This is a genomic window from Streptomyces sp. NPDC002787, assembly GCF_053592095.1.
Map to the genome: position 1 here is coordinate 33,276 of NZ_JBSFVC010000010.1, position 21,324 is coordinate 54,599.

At 71.5% G+C, this 21,324-nt stretch carries 21 protein-coding genes and 2 pseudogenes; 11 read left to right on the top strand and 12 right to left on the bottom strand.

Annotated elements, in window-relative coordinates; genetic code table 11:
- Positions 1 to 142 precede the first annotated feature (142 nt).
- Positions 143 to 991: a GNAT family N-acetyltransferase gene (locus ACWD26_RS15555; RefSeq protein WP_451270170.1), complete on the top strand. Its 849-nt coding sequence runs from the start codon at positions 143 to 145 to the stop codon at positions 989 to 991.
- On the opposite strand, the gene ACWD26_RS15560 is transcribed toward ACWD26_RS15555, so the two are convergent.
- Positions 969 to 2,186, bottom strand: a complete 1,218-nt coding sequence (locus tag ACWD26_RS15560; protein ID WP_451270172.1) for an acyltransferase family protein — start codon at positions 2,184 to 2,186, stop codon at positions 969 to 971. The two genes, ACWD26_RS15555 and ACWD26_RS15560, sit on opposite strands and share 23 nt — an antisense overlap.
- Positions 2,187 to 2,247: 61 nt before the next feature.
- Entirely contained in the window at positions 2,248 to 2,748 is a 501-nt protein-coding gene (locus tag ACWD26_RS15565; RefSeq protein WP_451270174.1) for a nucleoside deaminase, read from the bottom strand.
- Positions 2,749 to 2,965: 217 nt separating this feature from the next.
- Here ACWD26_RS15565 and ACWD26_RS15570 point away from each other — a divergent pair, with 217 nt between their 5' ends.
- Positions 2,966 to 3,760, top strand: a complete 795-nt coding sequence (locus ACWD26_RS15570) for a GNAT family N-acetyltransferase (RefSeq protein ID WP_451270176.1) — start codon at positions 2,966 to 2,968, stop codon at positions 3,758 to 3,760.
- Between the two features lie 59 nt (positions 3,761 to 3,819).
- Here ACWD26_RS15570 and ACWD26_RS15575 read toward each other — a convergent pair whose 3' ends face one another.
- The 3 genes from ACWD26_RS15575 to ACWD26_RS15585 all read right to left on the bottom strand — a co-directional run bounded on the left by ACWD26_RS15575 (position 3,820) and on the right by ACWD26_RS15585 (position 6,628).
- Positions 3,820 to 4,722, bottom strand: a complete 903-nt coding sequence (locus ACWD26_RS15575) for an N-acetyltransferase family protein (protein ID WP_451270178.1) — start codon at positions 4,720 to 4,722, stop codon at positions 3,820 to 3,822.
- A 214-nt stretch (positions 4,723 to 4,936) separates the two neighbouring features.
- Positions 4,937 to 5,200, bottom strand: a complete 264-nt coding sequence (locus tag ACWD26_RS15580; protein WP_451270180.1) for a GlsB/YeaQ/YmgE family stress response membrane protein — start codon at positions 5,198 to 5,200, stop codon at positions 4,937 to 4,939.
- Positions 5,201 to 5,407: 207 nt separating this feature from the next.
- Entirely contained in the window at positions 5,408 to 6,628 is a 1,221-nt protein-coding gene (locus ACWD26_RS15585) for an aminoglycoside phosphotransferase family protein (protein ID WP_451270182.1), read from the bottom strand.
- 165 nt (positions 6,629 to 6,793) lie between these two features.
- On the opposite strand from ACWD26_RS15585, the gene ACWD26_RS15590 reads away from it, so the two are divergent.
- Positions 6,794 to 7,564: an ArsR/SmtB family transcription factor gene (locus tag ACWD26_RS15590; RefSeq protein ID WP_451270561.1), complete on the top strand. Its 771-nt coding sequence runs from the start codon at positions 6,794 to 6,796 to the stop codon at positions 7,562 to 7,564.
- A 95-nt stretch (positions 7,565 to 7,659) separates the two neighbouring features.
- Here ACWD26_RS15590 and ACWD26_RS15595 read toward each other — a convergent pair whose 3' ends face one another.
- The 3 genes and pseudogenes from ACWD26_RS15595 to ACWD26_RS15605 form a co-directional block, all read right to left on the bottom strand.
- Entirely contained in the window at positions 7,660 to 8,109 is a 450-nt protein-coding gene (locus tag ACWD26_RS15595) for an SPW repeat protein (protein WP_451270184.1), read from the bottom strand.
- A 69-nt stretch (positions 8,110 to 8,178) separates the two neighbouring features.
- The gene (locus ACWD26_RS15600; RefSeq protein ID WP_451270186.1) at positions 8,179 to 9,600 is read right to left on the bottom strand and encodes a cryptochrome/photolyase family protein; all 1,422 of its coding nucleotides are present in this window, start codon (positions 9,598 to 9,600) and stop codon (positions 8,179 to 8,181) included.
- A gap of 139 nt (positions 9,601 to 9,739) precedes the next feature.
- A pseudogene (locus tag ACWD26_RS15605) lies at positions 9,740 to 10,797 on the bottom strand (SDR family oxidoreductase).
- A gap of 278 nt (positions 10,798 to 11,075) precedes the next feature.
- Here ACWD26_RS15605 and ACWD26_RS15610 point away from each other — a divergent pair.
- Both ACWD26_RS15610 and ACWD26_RS15615 read left to right on the top strand, forming a co-directional pair.
- Complete coding sequence (locus tag ACWD26_RS15610) at positions 11,076 to 11,153, top strand: putative leader peptide (RefSeq protein ID WP_351405193.1); 78 nt, start codon at positions 11,076 to 11,078, stop codon at positions 11,151 to 11,153.
- A 294-nt stretch (positions 11,154 to 11,447) separates the two neighbouring features.
- Positions 11,448 to 12,599 (top strand): LLM class flavin-dependent oxidoreductase, encoded by a 1,152-nt coding sequence (locus ACWD26_RS15615; RefSeq protein ID WP_451270188.1) that lies wholly within the window; start codon positions 11,448 to 11,450, stop codon positions 12,597 to 12,599.
- A 32-nt stretch (positions 12,600 to 12,631) separates the two neighbouring features.
- Here ACWD26_RS15615 and ACWD26_RS15620 read toward each other — a convergent pair whose 3' ends face one another.
- Positions 12,632 to 13,675, bottom strand: a complete 1,044-nt coding sequence (locus tag ACWD26_RS15620) for an acyl-CoA dehydrogenase family protein (RefSeq protein WP_451270190.1) — start codon at positions 13,673 to 13,675, stop codon at positions 12,632 to 12,634.
- 199 nt (positions 13,676 to 13,874) lie between these two features.
- On the opposite strand from ACWD26_RS15620, the pseudogene ACWD26_RS15625 reads away from it, so the two are divergent.
- The 6 genes and pseudogenes from ACWD26_RS15625 to ACWD26_RS15650 form a co-directional block, all read left to right on the top strand.
- Positions 13,875 to 14,078: pseudogene (locus ACWD26_RS15625) on the top strand (winged helix-turn-helix domain-containing protein); the annotation flags it as partial.
- A gap of 204 nt (positions 14,079 to 14,282) precedes the next feature.
- Entirely contained in the window at positions 14,283 to 15,170 is an 888-nt protein-coding gene (locus tag ACWD26_RS15630; RefSeq protein WP_451270192.1) for a glycoside hydrolase family 19 protein, read from the top strand.
- A gap of 248 nt (positions 15,171 to 15,418) precedes the next feature.
- Positions 15,419 to 16,357, top strand: coding sequence for an oxidoreductase (locus ACWD26_RS15635; RefSeq protein WP_451270193.1), 939 nt, complete (start codon positions 15,419 to 15,421; stop codon positions 16,355 to 16,357).
- A 48-nt stretch (positions 16,358 to 16,405) separates the two neighbouring features.
- Positions 16,406 to 17,626, top strand: coding sequence for a hypothetical protein (locus tag ACWD26_RS15640; RefSeq protein ID WP_451270195.1), 1,221 nt, complete (start codon positions 16,406 to 16,408; stop codon positions 17,624 to 17,626).
- A gap of 216 nt (positions 17,627 to 17,842) precedes the next feature.
- On the top strand, positions 17,843 to 18,283 hold the full coding sequence (locus ACWD26_RS15645) for a VOC family protein (protein WP_451270197.1): 441 nt from the start codon (positions 17,843 to 17,845) through the stop codon (positions 18,281 to 18,283).
- Between the two features lie 132 nt (positions 18,284 to 18,415).
- Positions 18,416 to 19,486: an adenosine deaminase gene (locus ACWD26_RS15650; RefSeq protein WP_451270199.1), complete on the top strand. Its 1,071-nt coding sequence runs from the start codon at positions 18,416 to 18,418 to the stop codon at positions 19,484 to 19,486.
- On the opposite strand, the gene ACWD26_RS15655 is transcribed toward ACWD26_RS15650, so the two are convergent.
- From ACWD26_RS15655 to ACWD26_RS15665, 3 genes are all read right to left on the bottom strand, one after another.
- Entirely contained in the window at positions 19,468 to 19,989 is a 522-nt protein-coding gene (locus ACWD26_RS15655; protein ID WP_451270201.1) for a mycothiol transferase, read from the bottom strand. The two genes, ACWD26_RS15650 and ACWD26_RS15655, sit on opposite strands and share 19 nt — an antisense overlap.
- An 86-nt stretch (positions 19,990 to 20,075) precedes the next feature.
- Positions 20,076 to 20,540 (bottom strand): hypothetical protein, encoded by a 465-nt coding sequence (locus tag ACWD26_RS15660; protein ID WP_451270203.1) that lies wholly within the window; start codon positions 20,538 to 20,540, stop codon positions 20,076 to 20,078.
- 43 nt (positions 20,541 to 20,583) lie between these two features.
- Positions 20,584 to 21,204: a hypothetical protein gene (locus ACWD26_RS15665; RefSeq protein ID WP_451270205.1), complete on the bottom strand. Its 621-nt coding sequence runs from the start codon at positions 21,202 to 21,204 to the stop codon at positions 20,584 to 20,586.
- Between the last annotated feature and the right edge of the window lie 120 nt (positions 21,205 to 21,324).

The window sequence follows — 21,324 nt, forward strand, 5'->3', positions numbered from 1 at the left end:
AGGCCCGTCGCCCGGCACATCGGCCGTTTCCCGCGTCGCGGGCGCGCTCGGCCGTCGGCGAGGATGCTGCGGGGACGCGGCCGACCACCGCGTCCGCGGCCGCACGGCGGCCGCACCGCCGCCTCGGCGAAGGAGCGCACAGATGACCTCTCCGGCCCGTCAGGACCTCGTCGTCACCCCGGCCACGCTCGACGACTGGGCGGTGGTCGCCCGATGGGCCGGCGACGAGGGCTGGAACCCGGGGCTCTCCGATCCGTCGTGCTTCTTCGCCCAGGACCCCGACGGCTTCTTCATCGGCCGGCTCGACGGGGAACCGGTCTCGTCCGTCTCCGTCGTGAACTACGGCGACGACTACGCCTTCCTCGGCTTCTATCTCGTACGGCCCGACCTGCGCGGCCACGGCCACGGCCTCGCCACCTGGAAGACCGCCCTCGCCCACGCCGGCAGCCGCACGGTCGGCCTCGACGGCGTGGTCGCGCAGCAGGACAACTACCGGCAGTCGGGCTTCGAGCCCGCCCACCGCACCTTCCGGTACTCCGGAGTCGTGCCCGGGACCACCGTGCCCGCCGATGTCCGGCGCGTCGAGGACGCCCGCTCCGTCGCGGCGTACGACAGCGCCTGCCACCCGGCCGACCGCCCCCGTTTCCTGGAGCACTGGCTGACAACCGACGGACACCGGGCCCTCGCCCGGATCGTCGACGGGCGGCTCACCGGCTACGGCGTCATCCGCCCCGGTCGGGACGCCCCGCGGATCGGCCCGCTGTTCGCCGACACCGCCGCGGACGCCCGGGCGCTCCTCGTCGGACTGGCCGCCGAGGCCGCGGGCCGTGAGCTCGCCATCGACGTGCCGGAGCCGAACGCGGCCGCCGTGGCGCTGGTCGAGGAGTACGGGCTGACGCCCTCCTTCGAGACGGCCCGGATGTACACGGGGCCGATCCGGCCGTACGCCGAGGACCGCGTCTTCGGGATCACGACTCTGGAACTCGGCTAGGCGACGGGGCGGTGTCTCCCGTCCCGGCCGGGGGAGCGGCCTGTCCCGTCCTGGCCGGGGAAGCGGTGTCTCCCGTCCCGGATGGGGGAGCGGCCTCTCCCGCCCTGGCCGGCCGGGCGGCGTCGCCCTTCTTGAAGGCCCACTCCATGCGCGGCTCCACGACACAGCGGAGCACGGTCCGCACGGGCGAGGTGCACAGCAGGGTGATGCCGCCGACCGCTGCGGCCGTGACCGCCAGTTCCCCGAGCGGGGTGTGCAGCCACTCCACGGCGTACCAGTCCCGGAAACGCGCCCACTTGATCACGAAGCCGTGCAGCAGATAGCCATACATCGTGCCCGCGCCCAGCGCCGTGAACCACAGGTGCCGGCGCGGGACCCAGGCCAGGAAGCAGGCCGTCAGCAGGACCGCCAGACAGAACAGGGCGGGCGTGGTCAGCAGGCCCGCCCAGCGGGACACACCCTGGCCGGTGACGCTGCCCCGGTGATAGAACCAGCCCGCGTCGAACCACGGCGCCACCCAGTACGCCGCCACGACCGACCCCAGCCCGACCGGGAGCAGGCACAGACGCACCCGGCGGCTGCGCAAGCGCTCGAAGTGCTCGGCCCGCAGGGTCAGCCCCAGCACGAAGAACGGCAGGAACCCCAGGACCCGCTGGATGGAGACGTCGCCCCCGAGATCCGGTGAGACGGCCGCCAGCATCGCCAGCCCCAGGGCGATCGGCAGGGGGTGACGCAGCATCAGCCACAGGGGAGTGGTCAGCCGCCAGATGAACAGCGCGACCAGGAACCACATCACGTACCAGGGATCCAGCAGGCTCAGCGGATAGCCCGGGTCGTCCTGCGCCCACCGGTAGAACAGCGTGTACGCCGTCTCGAACACGACGTACGGCAGGACCACGCCCGTCAGCAGCCGTTTCAGCCGGCCGGGCGCCATGTCGAAGCCGCGCGAGAAGTAGCCGGAGATCAGCGCGAAGGCCGGCATGTGGAAGGCGTAGACGGTGAGGTACGCGGCCGTCGCGGCCCGGCTGCCGTACGTCAACGGCTCCCACGCGTGACCGCAGGCCACCAGCACGATGGTGAGGTACTTCGCGTTGTCGAAGTACGGGTCCCGCGAGGTCCGCCCCGGTCGCGGCTTCTCCTGGTCGGGCGGGGCCGCGGGGGCGGGGCGGGAGTGCTGTACCACGTCTTCGGACATCGGCGAAAGGTCTCCGGACAACGACAACGGAACCCGGACCGCCTGCCCCGTCCCGCCGGCCTCACTCATCACCGGCGAGACTCCCGCCGGTTTTGGCGTGGAACCGACGGTGCAGGGCCCGCACCTCCCCGACCAGCTCCGGCACCGGCCCCTCGACCGTCACCCCGGGGGCGATCTCCTGCACGGGCAGGGTCCGCACCGGCGGCGCGGGAACCCCCAACTCGACCAACCATGCGGCGAGTTCGGAGGAGGCGACGTACACGATACGGCCGAGACCCACCCAGGCATGGGCGGCCGCGCACATCGGGCAGTGCTCTCCCGAGGTGTACACGGTCGCCACGGCGCGCTCCCCAGGTGTGAGGTGGGCGGCCGACCAGCGCGCCAGTTCGAACTCCGGGTGACGGGTGCGGTCACCTCCCGCCACCCGGTTGTGGTCCTCGGCCAGCACCATGCCGTCACCGCCGACCAGGACCGAACCGAACGGTTCGTCACCGGCCTCCAGCGCCTCGGTCGCGAGCTCCACACAGCGTCGTAGGTACACCAGTTCGGAATCGTTCACCATTGTCGTACGCACCCTCCTCATGGACCGCTCGGCCGCGCTCCGCCGGGTGCACCCTACGGCGTGTGTCCGAAGGCGCGCGGCCGTTCGCGAGCGACACCCGTACGGCCGCACGGGCGGCTCAGCGAACGGTGCGGGCACGGGGGTGGCGGCGCCGCACGTGCGGGAGAAGCGGGTGAATTCCGTTGCCAGGGCGAACGACTGATGATGGAGTGAGCGCATGGATCACGCTGCTGTGCTGGCACTGTTCGACCGGGACATGCGGGAGGGCGCTCGCCCCGACGGGCCCGGAGCCCGGATCGAGCGCGTGGGCAAGGTGGTGCGCCAGGTCGGTTCCGAGAACGGCTGGAGCGGTGTCGTCTGGTCCGACCTGGATGAGGCGGGCGCCGACGAGGCCGTCGCCGAGCAGATCCGGTACTTCTCCGGCCTCGGACGCGACTTCGAGTGGAAGCTGTACGGCCACGATCTCCCCGTCGACCTGGGGCAACGCCTGCGCACGGCCGGTTTCACGCCCGCTCCGGAGGAGACGCTGATGGTCGCCGAGGTCGCCGACCTCAGCCTCGACGTCGAGCCGCCGGAAGGCGTACGGATCCTGCCGGTCACCGACCGCGAAGGCGTGGACATGGTGGCCGAGGTCCACGAGAAGGCCTTCGGTACGGACAGCTCCCGGATGCGCCACCAGCTTCTGGCCCAGCTCACCGGGGACACCGACCAGGTCGTGGCCGTCGTGGCCCTCGCCGGTGACGAACCGGTGAGCGCCGCCCGTATGGAGCTGCTTCCCGGGACGCGCTTCGCCGGTCTGTGGGGCGGCGGCACCGTCGAGGGCTGGCGCGGCCGGGGCGTCTACCGGGCCCTCGTCGCCCACCGAGCCCGTGTCGCCGCCGACCGGGGCTACCGCTACGTGCAGGTCGACGCCCTGGCCCGCAGCCGACCGATCCTGGCCCGCCTGGGCTTCGAGCCGCTCACGACGACCACGCCGTACGAGTACGCGGTGGGGAGCTCGGCTGCGGCGTGACCGGAGAAGGTGGGGTCACCCGGCGCCCCGCCGGGTGACCCGGCGGGGCGCCGGGTGCGTCACAGGTCGAGCTGGTACTCGATCGCATGGTGCGTGGGCCGGTAGCCGAGGGCGTCGTTGACCTGGCGCATCGGGGTGTTGTCCGCCGCGGTGTCGGTGAGCAGGGCGACATCGGGGTCCAGAGCGTGGGCGTGGAGGATCGCCGCCGCCTTCATCCAGAGGCCGATCCCGTGGCCCCGGTGCTCGGGGAGCACGGCCGTACCGTAGTGCTGACCGTCCCCCTTGCCGTCGCCCTTCCCGTCGCCCTTCCCGTCGCCCGGCAGCACCAGCTCCGAGAAACCGACGATCGTGCCGCTCGCTGTGTGCACGGCCGCCACGGTGTACAGCGAGTCGCCGCGCTTCGCGATCGCCTCGGCGGCCGACACGACGCGCTCGACGTCCCAGACCACGGTCCCGTAGTCGGTGTCGCCCATCGGCATGTCGTCCATCGCGCGACGCGAATCCGCGTAGGTGGGGGCGAGTTCGGTGGGCACGACACCTGTCCAACGGGCCAAGTGGTAGCCCGGAGGGGGCAGTTCGACGATCCGGGTGAGGTGGCCGGGGTCGATGTCGGCGAGTTCGAGCCGGGCGTACGTCAGGGACAGCACCGTGCGGAAGCCGCGCGCCGCGAGGAACGCGTCGCCGGGGGAGCCCTGTTCGGCCTGGGCGAGGATCGCGCGGCGCCGCTCGGCCCGGGCCGTTTCGACCGCCGCGTCGAGCAGGGCGGAGCCCACGCTCCGCCGGCGCTCGGATGGGTGCACGGCGAGGTCCAGTTCCGCCAGATGCCTCTGCCCTTCCTTGGTGAACAGCCGCAGGAAGGCGGAGCCGAGGGGTGTGCCGTCCGTCCCGGACGCCAGCCAGGCCAGACGGCGGCTCGACGGGGAGGCGGCGGGGTCGATGAGCTGGGTGACACGCGGCGGCAAGAGAGCTCCGGGGCTGGTCGGCGAACGGGATGGCGAGGCCATGCGACGCTAACGGCCGCATGCGACCACCCGCAACGGGTTTCCGGGCGCACGCGGGCCCCGGCCATCAGCTCGACCTGCAGCACATACGAGCGTTGGCCGTCGTCTCGGCACGCATGATCACTGGCCGCCCTTCCCGGGCCCGCGTGACCGCCGACCGCCCCCGCGCGACCCCTCAGCGCCGGGCCTTCGTGCGGTCCAGTGCCGCGACGCCCAGGGCCGCCAGGCCGATCTGGATGAGCCACTCGACCCAGTCGACGCCATCGGTGTCGGCCACGCCGACCCCCGCGGCGATCGCGGATCCGATCAGCGCCGCGACGATGCCCACGAGGATCGTCAGCAGGATGCCGATGCGCTGCCGGCCCGGCACGACGAGTCGGCCGAGCACACCTATGACAATGCCGATGATGATGGCACTGATGATGCCGTCGATCTCCATCTGATCTCCGCCCCTTGTCGTCGGAATCCCCGCAACCGTGCGAGTGCCCTTCGAACGCGAGTGCAGTCCCCTCCCTGTCGCGGGTTCTTCACGAGGCTGCCACCCCTCCCGTGACGGTCGGCGCCTCCGCGGCGATGTCCATGACGTCCGCCCGTGGGTCGCCACCCGGACCGTGTCCGCCGGCGTCCGCTCGTCGGCACGATCCCGCTAGCCCGCCACCTCCGAGAAGTCGGAGCTCGGGCGTGCGGCGCACCGGAGTGCCTTCCGGATCACCGCCGCCGGGTCTCCCTCGTGATACGGCCGCTCCGAGGCCTCGATGCCGTCGAGGAACTCCTGGTAGCGCACGGCGTGGGCGAGGTGCGCCAGCGGCTCGGCCACGGCGAGCGCGCGGGCGGGGTCGCTCGCCGGGACATGTGTCTTCCAGGCGTCGCTCCAGACGCTGACGGCCGTGGAGCGTACGGCCTCGGGGAGGAAGTCGTACAGACGCAGACAGTCGAGGACGGGGTTGCCCCAGTGGGCGTCGGCGAAGTCCACGACCACGGGCGGGCGGCCGTCGCTGCGCCAGTTGCCCGGATGGAAGTCGGCGTGGACGAGCGTGTCGGGGAGCCCGCAATCGGCGAGCCGGTCCCACCGGCCCGCCAACTCCCTTGCCGCGTCCCGCTCCTGTTCCGTGATGTCCAACTCGGCGGTGCGGTCGAGCAGTTCGCGCACCAGCTCGCCGAGGACCCGGTCCCGCCGGTCCCGGAGCCCCGGTGGTCGCCGGTCGGTCAGCGCGGCCTGCGCGGCGACGAACCGGCGGACCCCGGCCTCGACCGTGGCGGCGTCGGCGGCCCAGCAGTCCTCGCCGGGGATGTGTTCCAGCAGCACCCGCCGCTCGCCCGAGGCGAGGACCGTCGGTACCAGCTCCGCGTCCACCTGGGCGTACGTGGCGATGACCGTGGCCTCGTCGGAGGCGAAGGGCGGCGTCGCCTTGAGCCACACCGGCCCCTCCTCCGTGGGCAGCCGGAAGAGCGCCGCCAGGTTCCACGTCCGTCGCTGCTCGACCGGCCCTGTCACCGGTCGCCCCAGCGCGGCCAGCGTCCTTGCGGCCCAGTCGAGCAGTTCCCGCGATCCGTCGGCGCCGGCCCACGGCGATCGACGTACGTCGTCGGTGTCCAACAGCCCCCGGTCCACCTGGTGTCGGTCGAGCAGCCCCGGCTCTGGCGGCTCCAACGCCTCGACGTGATACGTCACATGCCCGTCCCGGCCACCCTCGCCCCCGTCGACTCGCAGGAGTCGCAGGACGAGCACGGGTACGCCGAGTGCGCGCTCCAACTGCCTCACGACCGGCTCGACTTCGGCCCACCACGGAACGTCGACGGGGAAGGGGCCTGCGACACCGAGGAAGTCCTCACCCGATGTCACCCATGCGCTCACGGTTCGACTCACGGCGACAGTCTGAGCGCCGGAACGGTCGGCGGCGAACGAAATATCGCCGAGGGGCCCGCTGCCGCTGCCGCTGCCGCTGCCGCTCCCGCTACGAGCGGGAGGACGATTGACATGCAGGTAATTGCCTGCATAACGTGGAGTGTGCGATCAGAGAACGACCCCGCGATGGACAAGGTCTTCAAGGCGCTGGCCGACGAGACGCGCAGGAGGCTGCTGGACCGGTTGCACGAGCACAACGGTCAGACGCTGGGTGAACTGTGCGAGCGGATCGACATGGCCCGGCAGTCGGTGACACAGCACCTGACCGTCCTGGAAGCCGCCAACCTGATCAGCGCGGTGCGGCGGGGGCGGGAGAAGCTGCACTACCTCAATCCGGTCCCGCTCCACGAGATCCGGGAGAGGTGGATCGACAAGTTCGAGCGCCCGCGGCTGAGGGCGCTCGGCGCCGTGAAACGACGAGCCGAGGAAGCCATGACCGGCAAGCCCACATTCGTGTACGTCACCTATGTCGCGAGCACACCCGAGAAGGTCTGGGAGGCGCTGACCAGCGCCGATCTGACCGCTGCCTACTGGGGGCACAGGAACGAGTCGGACTGGCGCCGGGGCTCGCGCTGGGCGCACGTCCGCACTGACGGCTCAGGCGTCGAGGACGTCGTCGGCACGGTCGTCGAGAGCGAGCCCCCGACCCGCCTCGTCACCACCTGGACCTCGCCGGAGAACGAGGGCGAGGAGGACACATACTCGCGGGTCACCTTCGACATCGAGCGGCACGCCGACATCGTGCGGCTCACCGTGACCCATGAGGACCTGGAGGACGAGGACGCGCTCGCCGAGGTGTCCTTCGGCTGGCCCGCGGTCCTGTCCAACCTCAAGTCGCTGCTCGAGACCGGCAGTGTGCTGCCGCAGGAGCCGTGGGAGGTGCCGCGCACGCGGTGAGGCCGGTCATGGGGGCCGGCCGGGGTGGACGGCGACGGCCGACCCGCCTGAGCGGGTCGGCCGCCGTTACCCCTCGCGGGCGTTCCTGTGTACCCCTACGGTGTGCGTCCCGCACGTGTGCCGCCCTTGGCCGCGGCGCCCGCGCACACCATCCCCAGCAGCAGGGCCAGGCAGCCGATGATGATGTTGTTGACCACGACACCGGCGTCCGGGCTGTCGCCCACGATCCACGCCGAGATGATCATCCAGACGCCCAGCGCGCACATGGCCCAGCTCAGGCCGTACATCCTCTGGGGCGCGGCGGTGAAGCCGAGGGCCAGCAGACCGATCGCGATGCCCACGATGAGGTTGTGGGGCACCAGCGAGGGCTGGCTGGTCGTGTAGTGCAGGATCCACGGGGACACGGCGCAGTACAGACCGAGCAGGAACACCGGTCCGTCCACGAGCGCCACATCGCGACCACCGAGCATGCGGGCGTACCGATCCTGCATTTCGGTTACATCAGGGTGGCTGGAGATGTCACCCCTGTGTGAGACGTTGGCCATGACTCGACTCCTTTGAACTCTGCAGGCCTGACCGCGTCTGGTGGGGTATGCGGTAAGCGCCGCGTACGTTCATTCTGCGCTTATTTCGCCTTTATGTGTAGTCGTCGCGGGGGAGTGGCTCCAGGGTTTGCGTCCGCGCAGGAACCGTTCCCGCCCCTCGGACAGGTCGACGACCGGATCCGGGTAGTCCAGCGTGGCGCGGTCGAGTCCGCGCAGCTTCCACGGCTCGTGCACGGCCGGCCCCTCGACGTCCGCCAACTCCGGTACCCAGCGCCGTACGTACGCCCCCTCCGGGTCGTACCGCTTCGCCTGGGTGACCGGGTTCAGGACGCGGTTGGGGCGGGTGTCGGTACCCGTGCCCGCCATCCACTGCCAGTTCAGCTGGTTGTTGGCGATGTCGCCGTCGACCAGCAGGTCCCGGAAGTGGCGGGCGCCCACGCGCCAGTCGACGTACAGCGTCTTGGTGAGGAAGCTCGCGGTGAGGAGCCGTCCCCGGTTGTGCATCCAGCCCTCGTGGAGCAGTTGGCGCATCGCCGCGTCCACCACCGGGTAGCCGGTGCGGCCCTCCCGCCACGCCCGGATGTCCTCGCGGGCCGTCCGCTCCGAACGCCAGCGGTCCCGCTTGGTGCGATAGTCGGCGACCGCCGCGTCCGGTCGGGCGGCCAGGACCTGGCGGTGGAAGTCGCGCCAGGCGAGCTGCCGTACGAACGCCTCGGTGCCGGGCCCGCCCGCCGCCCGCGCCCGCTGCACGACCTCGACGGCTGAGACGGTGCCGAAACGCAGGTGCGGCGAGAGCCGGGAGGTCGCGTCGCCGGCGAGGTCGTCGTGGCGGTCCTCGTACGACTCGATGCCCGACCGCAGCCAGGCGGTGAGCCGTGCGCGGCCCACCGCCTCGCCGCCTGCCGCCAGGCCGGGGGACAGGCCGGACAGCTCCTCGCGTGACGGGACCCTCTCCGAGGCGATCCCGTCCGGCACCCGCACGGTGCGCGGGGCGGCCAGGGGGTCGCGGAGCCGTTGGCGCGACCAGTGGCCGAAGTACGGCGTGAAGACCGCGAAGTGGTCCGAGCCGGCCGGCGCGACCGCGCCGGGGTCCACGGCGGATGTCACCGTGTCGTGGACGTGCAGGCGCACGCCCTCGCCCTCCAGCGCGCGCCGCAGCCGTTCCTCCCGGCGCTGGGCGTACGCGCTGACGTCGGCGGCCAGATGGATCTCCTCGGCGTCGGCCTCGGTGGCCACCTTGCACACCTCCTCCACCACGTCCCCGGAGCGCACCACGAGCCGGCCGCCCCGCGCGCGCAGTCCCGCGTCGAGGTCGCGCAGACAGTCGGCGAGGAACGCCAGCCGGTTGGGCACGGCGAACCCGGCCCCCGCCACGGCCCGGTCGCGCACGAACAGCGGGACCACCTGCCGCGATCCGTCGAGGGCCGCGCGCAGCGGCGGATGGTCGTGCAGACGCAGATCGGCGGTGAACAGGACGACCGAGACGTTCATGGACGCACTCCGGGGAAGGGAAACGGATCACGCACTGCTTGCGGCGGAAGGCGCCCGGCGGATGCACCGGTCGAAGACGGAGGGCCGGGACAGGCGGCCCCGGAGCAGGCCAGGGCGTAGGCATCTGCTCCCGCGCCGGTCAGGGGGTGGGTGCCCGCTTCCGCGCACGGGCCGTCGCGTCCGCCACCGCGGCCCGTGCGATGTTGCGGGCCATGCCGCCGAACACGACGGCATGGAAGGGCGAGACGCTCCACCAGTACACGTGGCCGAGCAGTCCGCGCGGATGCAACAGGGCACGCTGGCGGAACAGGGTGCGCCCGTCGTCGTCCGTGTCCGCGCACAACCTCCAGCCACGCCAGGCCCGGCAGCCGCATCTCCGCCCGCAGGCGAAGCAGCCGCCCCGGCTCGATCTCCTCGACCCGTCAGAAGTCCAGCGGGTCGCCCACCCGTAGCCGCGCCGCGTCCCGGCGGCCCCGGCGCAGGCCCACCCCGCCCGCCAGCCGGTCGAGCCACCCCCGTACGGCCCAGGCCGGCGGAAAGGAGTACCAGCCGTTGTCCCCGCCGATGCCGTCCGGCAGACCCGCACAGCCGACGAGGGCCCAGCACGTCCCGGACGGCGACGGGCTGGATCCGGGTGCGCACCCATCTCGGGGTGACCATCACCGGCAGCCGCTCGGTGAGGTAGCGCGGCATCTCGAAGGAGGCCGACCCCGAGCCGGTGACGACCGCCGCCCGCAGCACGGCCGTGGGTACGCCCGAGTCCAGCAGGAAGCGGCCCACCTCGGGGCGCGAACGCAGATGCGGCGACAACTCCCGCGCCGGTACGCCGTACGGGGTGAGGCCGCCCGGGTAGACGAGCCGGCGCAGCCCGGCGGCCCGGGCCCGCTCCCCGAAGATCCGGGCGGCCCGCCGGTCCGTCTCCTCGAATTCCCTGCCCGTGCCCAGCGCGTGCACCAGGTAGAACCCGACGTCGGCGTCCCGCATCGCCCGTGCGACGGACTCCGCGTCGGTGACGTCCCCACGCACCACCTCGACCGCGCCGGCCCACGGATGGCCGCGCAGCCGGTCCGGTGAGCGGGCCAGGCAGCGCACCCGCAGGCCCGCCTCCAGCAGCTCCGGGACGAGCCGGCCGCCGATGTACCCCGTCGCACCGGTCACCAGGCAGAGCGGTTCGCTACCGCGTTCGAATCCCGTCATGGTTCCTCGGTTTCTCGGTTCCTCGGTCCTTCGCGTGGACGTCCCCCGGAATCACTTCCCCCGGAAGGGTTGTCACGGATACGCCGGAGGAGCGGCGCCGCGCGATCGGGTGAGTTCGGTCCACCTGTACGGGGCGGGTGACAGGAACGTGTGGTGATGTCCGTGCAGTTCAAGCGTTCCCGGCACGCCTTTGTGGAATTCGATGGTCCGCGATACGAGACCGGTCGGGTTCTCCTTGACCGCCGTCACCGGCAACTGCCACGATCGACGGCATGCAGATGCGACTGGACCTCACGCGGCGACGCCATGTCGACCTCGCACGCGTCTCCAGCGCCTCCTGTCGCGCCGCAGCCTGATCGCCCCTCTGCGATCCGCCGCACTTTTCTCCTTTCCCGCCTGAATTCACCGTGCTCGGGCACCCCTTGAAACACCTGCGCGCCTCTTGAAGCGCCCACGTACCCCCTGAATTCGGCGTGCCCGAAAACACTCCGCGATCCGCACACTTCACAATCCGCTCACTCCACAACCCGCGCACTCCACAATCCGCAGTTCCGCATGCCTGTGGCGCCCTCATTCCATGAATTCGACGCCATGGGCGCGACTCCCCGACGAGCTGTTGAGCCGCGGGCATTCCCGAACGGAGACCCCACGTGTCCCTCACCTTCCACTGGTTCCTGCCCACCAACGGCGACAGCCGGCATGTCGTCGGTGGCGGTCACGGCACCCCCGCCACGGCGTCCGGCCGGGACCGGCCGCCGACGGTCGCCTATCTGAGCCAGATCGCCCGTGCCGCCGAGGACCTCGGTTTCGTCGGCGCGCTCACCCCCACCGGTGCCTGGTGCGAGGACGCCTGGCTGACCACCGCGATGGTCAGCCAGAACACCGAGCGTCTGAAATTCCTGGTCGCCTTCCGACCCGGCTTCGTCTCACCCACCCTGGCCGCCCAGATGGCCTCCACCTTCCAGCGCCAGACCGGCGGCCGGCTCCTCCTCAACGTCGTCACCGGAGGCGAGAGCCAGGAACAACGCGCCTACGGCGACTTCCTCGACAAGGACGACCGGTACCGCCGAACCGGCGAATTCCTGGAGATCGTCAGGGAGTTGTGGGCGGGCAGGACCGTCGACCTGAAGGGCGAACACCTCCAGGTCGAGGACGCGAGGCTGGCCCGGCTGCCCGACCCGGTGCCCGAGCTGTACTTCGGCGGCTCCTCACCCATCGCCGGGGAGATCGCGGCGCGGCACGTCGAGGTCTACCTCACCTGGGGCGAGCCGCCCGCCAAGGTCGCCGAGAAGATCGCCTGGATCAGGTCCCTCGCGGCGAAACAGGGCCGCACCCTCCGCTTCGGCATCCGGCTGCACGTCATCACCCGCGACACCGCCGAGCAGGCCTGGGCGGAGGCGAACCGGCTGTTCGACGGCTTCGACCCCGAGACCGTACGGTCCGTCCAGGCGGGGCTCGCCCGCAGCGAGTCCGAGGGCCAGCAGCGCATGCTCGCCCTGCACGGCGGCAACCGCGACAGCCTGGAGATCCACCCCAACCTCTGGGCCGGCATCGGCCTGGTGCGCGGTGGCGTGGGCACCGCCCTGGTCGGCAGCCACGACGAGGTCGCCGAGCGCGTCAAGGAGTACCACGCCCTCGGCATCGACGAGTTCGTCCTCTCCGGCTACCCACACCTGGAGGAGGCGTACTGGTTCGGCGAGAACGTCCTCCCACGCCTCGCCGCCCAGGGCCTGTGGCGGCACCCCTTCGCCGAGCCGGTCACCCCGGTCGCCCCGGCGGCACAGGTGCCGTTCGCGAGCTGACGCGAGGCGCGGAACCGCGAGGGGGCACGGGGTCAGTAAGCGGCCGACAGTGAGCCGAGGTGTGCCCGGCGCACCTCGGCGGTCTGCCCCTGCACCAGCAGGAACATCGCCTCACGGGCCAGCCGTTGGGCGCGGTTGTCCAGGGCGAGAGCCCGTCCGCCGACGACGACGACCGCGGCGGTCGTCGCCGTGCGCATCAGGTCGAACGCCTTGGTCTTGAGGGCCAGCCGCTCCTCCATGTGCTCGTGCGGCGCCGGATGGTCGGCGAGGGCGTACGCCTGCCGCCGTACCTTGTCCAGCCGCAGACGCAGCGCCTTGGTCGTGGGATCGTCCTGGTCCAGCAGACCGAGGGCGGACTCGGCGACCCCGAACACCGCCGGTGAGGCGTTCGTGGGCTTGGGGCGGTCGCTCGCGGCCCAGGACTCGTACGGCGCGTGCAGGGCCACGGCGTCGTCGGGGATCCAGAGCCCGTCGAGCTGGAGCGAGACCGTGCGGGCCGCCGTGAGCGCCGCGAGCCGCACGGGCGCGGAGGCCTTGAGCCCGGACTGCTGCCTGGCCTCGGTGAAGGCGAACACCACCTCGTCCGCGTCCGTCACCCCGGCCAGCAGCATCACGTCGTTGAGCCCCCACCCGGTGTACCAGGGGACCGTCCCGTGGAACCGCCAGCCGCCCCGCTTCGGCACGGCCCGTACCGGAACCCGGGGGTACCTCCGCAGGTGGGCGTATGCGACACCGGACAGCAGCTCGCCCGTGGCCAGCTTCCTCAACAGGCTTTCGCGGGCGGGGAGTTCGCTCTTCACGAGGGTCAGCACGGGTGTGTGGTGCTGGGTCTGCACGAACCATGTGGAGCAGCACGCCCCCGCCAGGATCTCCGCGGTCTCCCGCGCGACGGAGTTGGGGGCGCCGGACCCGCCGTACGCCACCGGCGCGCTCACTCCGAGCAGCCCCGACCGCTTGATCGCCTGAATACTGCTCGCGGGCACCCCCTCCTGATCGACGCGCTCCGCCTGAGGCGTGAGCACCTCGGCGGCGAGTGCCTGCGCCTGGACGACGAGGGGGTGCGGTGACGTGGTCATGGGACGATTCTCCCCGGCTCCGGCCCCGAAGATCACACCTTTGACGACCGGAAGATCACATCCTCTCCACCTTGCGTGGCGGCGAATCCGCACACCCAGGACGAACCGAGGTACGCGGCGCAGGCCCGAACGAGGCGGAATTGCTTGACTTAGGCAAACTTCTGCTACGGTAGCGGCATGTCCCCACCGCGCCCCACCGAAGCTGCTGAGCCATCTGCTGGCCAACGCGGAGCGGGTGCTCTCCAAGGAGCGGATCAGCCGTCACGTGTGGGGAGAGTTCCGCGCCCATGGCGTGATCGAGAAGCTCGTCGCCCGGCTTCGCCGCAAGGTCGACCGGGAGGAGTCCGCGCTGATCCACACCCGCCGGGGCTTCGGCTACTGGCTCGGCTGCCCCGGCGACTGACCTGACCTCGCGTCATGCGAGTTGACTGGTCTACACCCTTGACTGGTACAGACCAACGCGGTTGAGTGTGCCACCACACCCCCCACCACGGCCGCCCCCACGCCGTGGCCGGCTCCGCCGGCGCGTGCGCGCGAGGTCCTGTCCCCGTCATGCCCTTCGGGCCCCCGCCCGGGTGCGGCCGTGCTCCACGAAGGAGTTGGTCCCGTGTCGAGGCGCCGTATATCCGCCCTGCTGGCCGCGCTGGTCATCGGCGGTTCCGCACCCCTGCTGCTGCCCGCCCAGAGTGCGTCCGCCGCACCGTGTTCGAGCTACGCGAGCTGGGTGGCCGGCAAGTCCTACGTCACCGGCGACATCGTGCGCTACAGCGACGGCAAGGCGTACATCGCCGAGCACGACAACCCGGGGTACGACCCCACCATCAGCACCTGGTACTGGGAGCCGTACGCCTGTGAGAACGGCCCCACCAACCCCTCCGGTTTCGTGGTGAGCGAGGCGCAGTTCAACCAGATGTTCCCGAACCGGAACGCCTTCTACACGTACAGCGGGCTGCGGGCGGCCATGAGCGCCTACCCGGCCTTCGCCAACACCGGCAGCGACACCGTCAAGAAGCAGGAGGCGGCCGCCTTCCTCGCCAACGTCAACCACGAGACCGGCGGGCTCGTCCACATCGTCGAGCAGAACACCGCCAACTATCCGACCTACTGCGACTGGGGCAGGCCGTACGGCTGCCCGGCGGGACAGGCGGCTTACTACGGCCGAGGCCCCATCCAGCTCAGCTGGAACTTCAACTACAAGGCCGCCGGTGACGCGCTCGGTCTGAACCTCCTGGGCAACCCCTGGCTGGTGCAGAACGACGCGGCCGTCGCCTGGAAGACCGCCCTGTGGTACTGGAACACCCAGACCGGCCCCGGCACCATGACCGGCCACCACGCGATGGTCAGCGGCGCGGGCTTCGGGCACACGATCCGCAGCATCAACGGCTCCCTGGAGTGCGACGGCAAGAACCCCGCGCAGGTGCAGAGTCGAGTGAGCGCGTACCAGCGGTTCGTCCAGATCCTCGGCACCTCGGCGGGCGGCAATCTGTACTGCTGACCTCGACGCGACGGTCATGATGTCATGCACCTGACTTCTTGCGGGGGCTCGGTCCACGGCCGGCCCCCGTTTTCCCTTCGACGCGAGGCGTGCGGGTTGTGGGGCAGGGAGGGCCGCACCCAAGAGGCGCGCCTCGGAATCCGGCACCGCGAGCGTCACGATCTCGACGACGAGTCGGCCCCAGCCGGACGTTGAAGACCAGGCAAAGCCCGCCGGGCGCGGCGGTCGGCGCGTGCGAGACTGCGTCGATGACCTCGGAGACGATCAACGCGGCCGCCGCGGGCACCTGGACACTCGGTGACCTGCCCGTCCATCGCGTCGGCTTCGGCGCGATGCGGCTGACGGGCAGCGCCGCCTTCCATCTCGGGGCGCCGAGGGAGCGCGAGCGGTCGATCGCCGTGCTGCGGCGCGCGGTCGAACTGGGCGTCAACCACATCGACACGGCCGCTTTCTACTTCTCCTCGCTGCGCTCCGCCAACGAACTGATCAACAGTGCGCTGGGCGGGCCGTACCCGGACGACCTGGTCATCGTCACCAAGGTCGGACCGCATCGCGAGTACTCGGGGGAGTGGGGCACGGCCGCCCGGCCCGACCAACTGCGCGGACAGGTCGAGGAGAATCTGCGGCAGTTGGGCCGCGACCACCTGGACGTCGTCAATCTGCGCCGGATGCGGCAGGACTCCATCGCCGAACACTTCGGCGCGCTGGCCGAGTTGCGGGACGCCGGACTCATCCGCCACCTCGGCGTCTCGGACGTCGAACCCCGGCACCTCGCCGAGGCCCGGGCGATCGCGCCCGTGGTCTGCGTCCAGAACCAGTACGGCCTGCACAGCCCGGACCCCGACGCCGACGAAGTACTCAGGGCCTGCGGCGAAGCGGGCATCGCGTTCGTCCCGTTCTACGCGATCGCCGGCGACGCCGGCCCCCGGGGCGCGAGCACCGCGCACGACGACGAACTGCTCGCCGTCGCCCGCGCCCACGAGGTCACCCCCGCTCAGATCCGGCTCGCCTGGACCCTCCACCAGGGGCGGCACGTTCTCGCCATCCCCGGCACGGGAGACCCGGACCATCTCGCGGAGAACATCGCCGCGGGAGCCCTCCGGCTCACGGCGGAGGAGGTGGCCCGGCTGGACGCGGTGCACCGAGGCGAGGCATCAGCGCAAAGCGGCACCAACAGGTTCATATAGGCTGCCTGTTCTGCCCCTGTCGTTCGTCACCCCCCGGGAGAGTCACCCGTGAGCGTAGCCACCGCCCACTCCGCATCGGCCGTACCGCCCGCCGACGGGACGCCCGCCACGCCGGAGGCCACCGGGGGAATCCCGACGCGGGACGACGGCTTCTGGGTCGAGCCCGGCGCGGCCGAGGAGCAGACCCCCGAGGGTGCTTCCGGCGCCGAGGTGCCGGCCCAGTCGTCCGGCGAGGAGGCTCCCGCACAGGCGCCCGGCGATGACGCCCCGGCCGATGTCGTGGACGAGCAAGTCGCCCGCGACGCACGTGAGTTCGGGGTGTACGCCCGCACCGGCGGCTGGGCGTTCGCGCTGAAGGTGGCGCGGAGCGTGCGGCCCGGCGGGGAGGCGGCGGGCGAGACGCCGAAGGTGTCGGCGAAGCGGTTCGCCGAGCTGGCCGGGTGCTCGCCGGAGCGGGTCATGCGCTACTACAAGGCGTGGGACAAGGCGGCCGACGACGGCATGGTCCCGCACTTCGAGGCGCTGACCCCCGGCGAGGAGATCGACCTGCCGGACTCGGACGTGTGGCTGACGTACTACAGCTCCCGCTCCAGCGCGACCTCCGACCGCGGCACCGCGATCACGGCCGCGGCCGAGGCCGAGGGCATCCGCCCGACCAAGGCCCTGGAGGTCGCCGAGAACCCCACCGCGCTGCGCGCGGCGATCCTCGCAGACCCGTCCACCGCACAGGCGGCCCGCACCGCCCTCCTCGACCGCCTCAAGGAGGACCCCTCCCTCCAGACGGAACTGGCCCGCGACATCGCCCGCACCGACGAGCTCAAGAAGGCTGTGGCGAGCGAGACCCAGGCGGCCAGCCGTATCGGCTACGTCCGCCAGATCGTCGAGAACGGTCAGGTCAAGACCCCGGCAGGGCAGGTGATCGACGCCACCGCCGAACTGCGTGCCGAGGCCGAGCGGCACCTGTCCCTGATCGACGAGCTGGACGACGACGAGGACACCGGTGAGTGGGCGACGGAGGCGTACGACTCCGTCAAGGAACTCGTCGTCCAGGCCGTGGAGGCCGACCCCGAGCTGCGGGTCCAGGAGCGCCGGACGAAGTTCTACAGCAGCCTGCAGAAGGCGACGAAGGTCTTCGAGGAGCTGACCCTCGACGACGCCGTCGACCTCGACGCCATCTACGAGGACGACATGCTCCAGCGTCTGGAGGAACTGCAGCAGGCCCTCACCACCTGCATCGCCGCCCTCCGCAAGGCCTCGCCGGGCGAGTGATCCCGGGCTGCGGCCCTCCCCTGACCTGAGGCCCCCTGAGCGGCAGGGGGCCTCAGTCGTGCCGTGCGGGACGCTCTCGCGCCGTGTGGGAAAGTGCCATTTGCCTCCGGAGCGTGTTACGTATAACCTCCCGGGAACCCCGAGCGACCCCCGAGCGATCTTCGGACGATCACCGCACCGTTTCCGCGAGATCCGCGCCCCACCCGAGAGGCCCCGATGAGACGCATAGCCCTGGTCACCCTCGTGGTCGACGACTACGACGAGGCGATCCGCTTCTACACCGAGGCGCTCGGCTTCCTGCTCGTCGAGGACGAACCGAGGCCCGACGGCAGCCGGTGGGTGGTCGTCGAACCGGGCGGCGAAGGACCGGGAAGCGAACAACCGGGCGGCGATGGACGGCGCGGCGAAGGACCGGGCGGCGGACTGCTGCTCGCGAGGGCCAAGGACGAGGCGCAGCGCGGCCGCATCGGCGACCAGACAGGCGGACGCGTGGGTTTCTTCCTGCACACCGACGACTTCGCCCGCGACCACGCCCGGATGCTGGCCGCCGGCGTCCGGTTCCTGGAGGAGCCGCGCCACGAGCCGTACGGGTCGGTCGCCGTCTTCGAGGACCTGTACGGAAACCGCTGGGACCTCCTCCAGCCCGCCACCGGCTGAACCGGGCCGACATCGCGGCCCGACCGGCCTGACGGCCGCCCCGGCGCAAACCCAGCCGCGCTGCCGCCGACCGAGTACTTCGTCACCCCGCTCCACCCACACCACCGCACCACCTGCCGAGGAACGAACGCCATGACCGAGCCCCGCATCGACGCCGACACCATCCGCCGCCTCCCCAAGGCCGTCCTGCACGACCACCTCGACGGCGGTCTGCGCCCCGCCACGCTGGTGGAACTCGCGGCGGAGGTCGGCCACACCCTCCCGGAGACCGACCCCGAGGCCCTCGCCGCCTGGTTCTACGAGGCCGCCAACTCCGGTGACCTGGTGCGCTACATAGCCACCTTCGAGCACACCCTCGCCGTGATGCAGACCCGGGAGGGCCTGCTGCGCACCGCCGAGGAGTACGTGCTCGACCTGGCCGCCGACGGCGTCGTCTACGGCGAGGTGCGCTACGCCCCCGAGTTGAACACGCGGGGCGGGCTCACGATGAGCGAAGTCGTCCAGACCGTGCAGGAGGGCCTGGCCGTCGGTATGGCCAAGGCGGCCGCGCAGGGCACCCCGGTCCGTGTCGGCACGCTGCTGTGCGGGATGCGCATGTTCGACCGTGTCCGCGAGGCCGCCGACCTGGCGGTGGCCTTCCGGGACGCCGGCGTCGTCGGCTTCGACATCGCGGGCGCCGAGGACGGCTTCCCGCCCGCCGACCACCTGGCCGCCTTCGAGCACCTGCGCCGCGAGAGCGTCCCCTTCACCATCCACGCCGGCGAGGCCCACGGCCTGCCCAGCATCCACCAGGCCCTCCAGGTCTGCGGCGCCCAGCGCATCGGCCACGGCGTCCGCATCACCGAGGACATCGTCGACGGCAAGCTCGGCCGCCTCGCCTCCTGGGTCCGCGACCGCCGTGTCGCCCTGGAGATGTGCCCCACCTCCAACCTCCAGACCGGCGCGGCCACCTCCATCGCCGAGCACCCCGTCACGGCTCTGAAGGACCTCGGCTTCCGCGTCACCCTCAACACCGACAACCGTCTGGTGTCGGGCACCACGATGACCCGCGAGATGACCCTGCTCGTCGAGGAGGCCCACTGGACCCTCGACGACCTGCGCACGGTCACCGTCAACGCCCTCAAGAGCGCCTTCATCCCGTTCGACGAGCGGGGCGCCCTCATCGAGGACGTCGTCCTGCCGGGCTACGCTGCCGCGTCCTGACTCCGCAGCAAACCCCGCACGTAAGCCGCCTGGCCGACGTGCTGAAGATCGTCGGCCAGGACACTGACCAGGCGTACGCCGAGGGTGACGGCCGGCGTCCACCGCTCGTCCACGATCCGGTCCAGGTCGTCGGGGCCGAGGCCGTGCACGAACTCCAGCGTCTGTTCGTGCACGGCGTCGAAGTACCCGGTGAGCAGGTCACCGGAGTCGACCCGCACCTCCGCGACCTGCGCCGGGTCGTGTCCGTAGCCCGTGTCACGCGCCGGCAGAGCGAGCCCGAAGCGCTTCTCCCAGCCCTGTGACAGCCAGACCTGGTCCAGCCCGGAGGCGTCGGCCACGTGGTCGTCCTGGATCCGGGTGAGGTGCCAGACCAGCCAGGCGACGGAGTTGGCGTCGGGGGCGGGACGGGCGTGGAGGTCCGCCGGGGACAGCCCGTCCACGGCGCCGTGGACCTCTTCCTTGATCCGGCCGTAAGCGTCGATGAGAACGTCCTTCACATCCATACGTCCACCATCGGGCATCGGGCCCGCGCCCGCACCGCCCACGCACCGCAGCGCCGGTCCCCCGATCCGGCGCTGCGAGGACCCTGTCAGCTTCCGGCGGCGCCCTTCGTGCCGATGTGGAAGATCTTCAGGTCGCGGGTCATGTCGACGACCAGCTTGGTGGTCCTGCCGTCGCCCCAGGTGAAGGTGATGCCGGCCTCGGTGTGGTTCGCGGTGCCGTTGTCGGTGACCTTCCACCGGGCCGGGGTGTTCTGGGCGCGCAGGACGCCGTCCGCGTTGTTCTTCTTCTCCCAGGCCTTGAGTTCCTTCTGCAGGGCGGGTGTCAGGTAGTACTTCCGCAGCTCCTCGGCGAGCTTCCCGCCGCCCTCCGGGTCGCTCCGGGCGTCGATGTAGGAGCCGTAGAAGTCGGCGATGCGGGTGATCGGGTCGGTCGGCTCGCCGGTGACGGTGCGCGGGCCGCCGGCCGACGCGGTGGCCGTCACGCCGAGGCCGAGGGCCAGGGCGAGGCCCGCCGCCAGAGCCGTACGGCGGGTGGTGCGCGTGCTGGTCATGTGTGTGTGGTCCCCGTTTTCCGGTGCTGAGTTCCTCGGTTGCTCAGTGGAGCTTGTTGACGGCGGTGGTCGTCGTCTTCTTGAAGGCCTTGACCGGCGCGTCCTTGAATCCGCCCATCTGCCCCCAGTCCACGACGGTGACGGTCCGGCCGTCCCGGCCCACGGACAGGAGCCGGATGTCCATGGCCCCCCACGACGTCACCGTGGCCACCCCGTGGACGCGGGCGCCCTCCTCGACGGGCAGCGTCCCGAGGTCCCGGTACTCGGCCTCGACGTCCGGGTCGGAGGAGTCGCTCACGCAGTTCCGGAAGTCCTTGTTCAGCCGCGTGGCGAGCGCCTTGGCCTTGCTGTCGCTGCCGGTGACGACGATCAGCTGCCTGGCACTGGTCTCCAGGTCCGTACGGAAGGAACGGTGGTTGATGTCGTACGCCAGGAGCGCGTCGCCCAGGCAGTACTGGAGCTCCTCGGGGACGCCGTCCTCGATCTCGCCGGCCGTCCAGGAGGACGAGGGGTGCGGCGGGAGCTCGGACGCCGAGAGGTACTTCGGTGCGCTGCTCGCCTTCGCGGCGGCGGCCGGTACGGCGCTGGCGGCGAGTGCGGAGCCCGCGGTGAGGCCCGCCACGACGAGTGCGGTGAGCGTGCGGGCTCGGGTGTGCTTGGGCATGGGTGTCCCCCGTGAACGAGTACCTGCATGGGTACGTGGATGAGTGGTGCTGCCGCGTCGCCGCCGACGCCGGATGGTCCGTCCGGCCCTGGTCGGTGCGACACCAAGAGCATCGGCCGT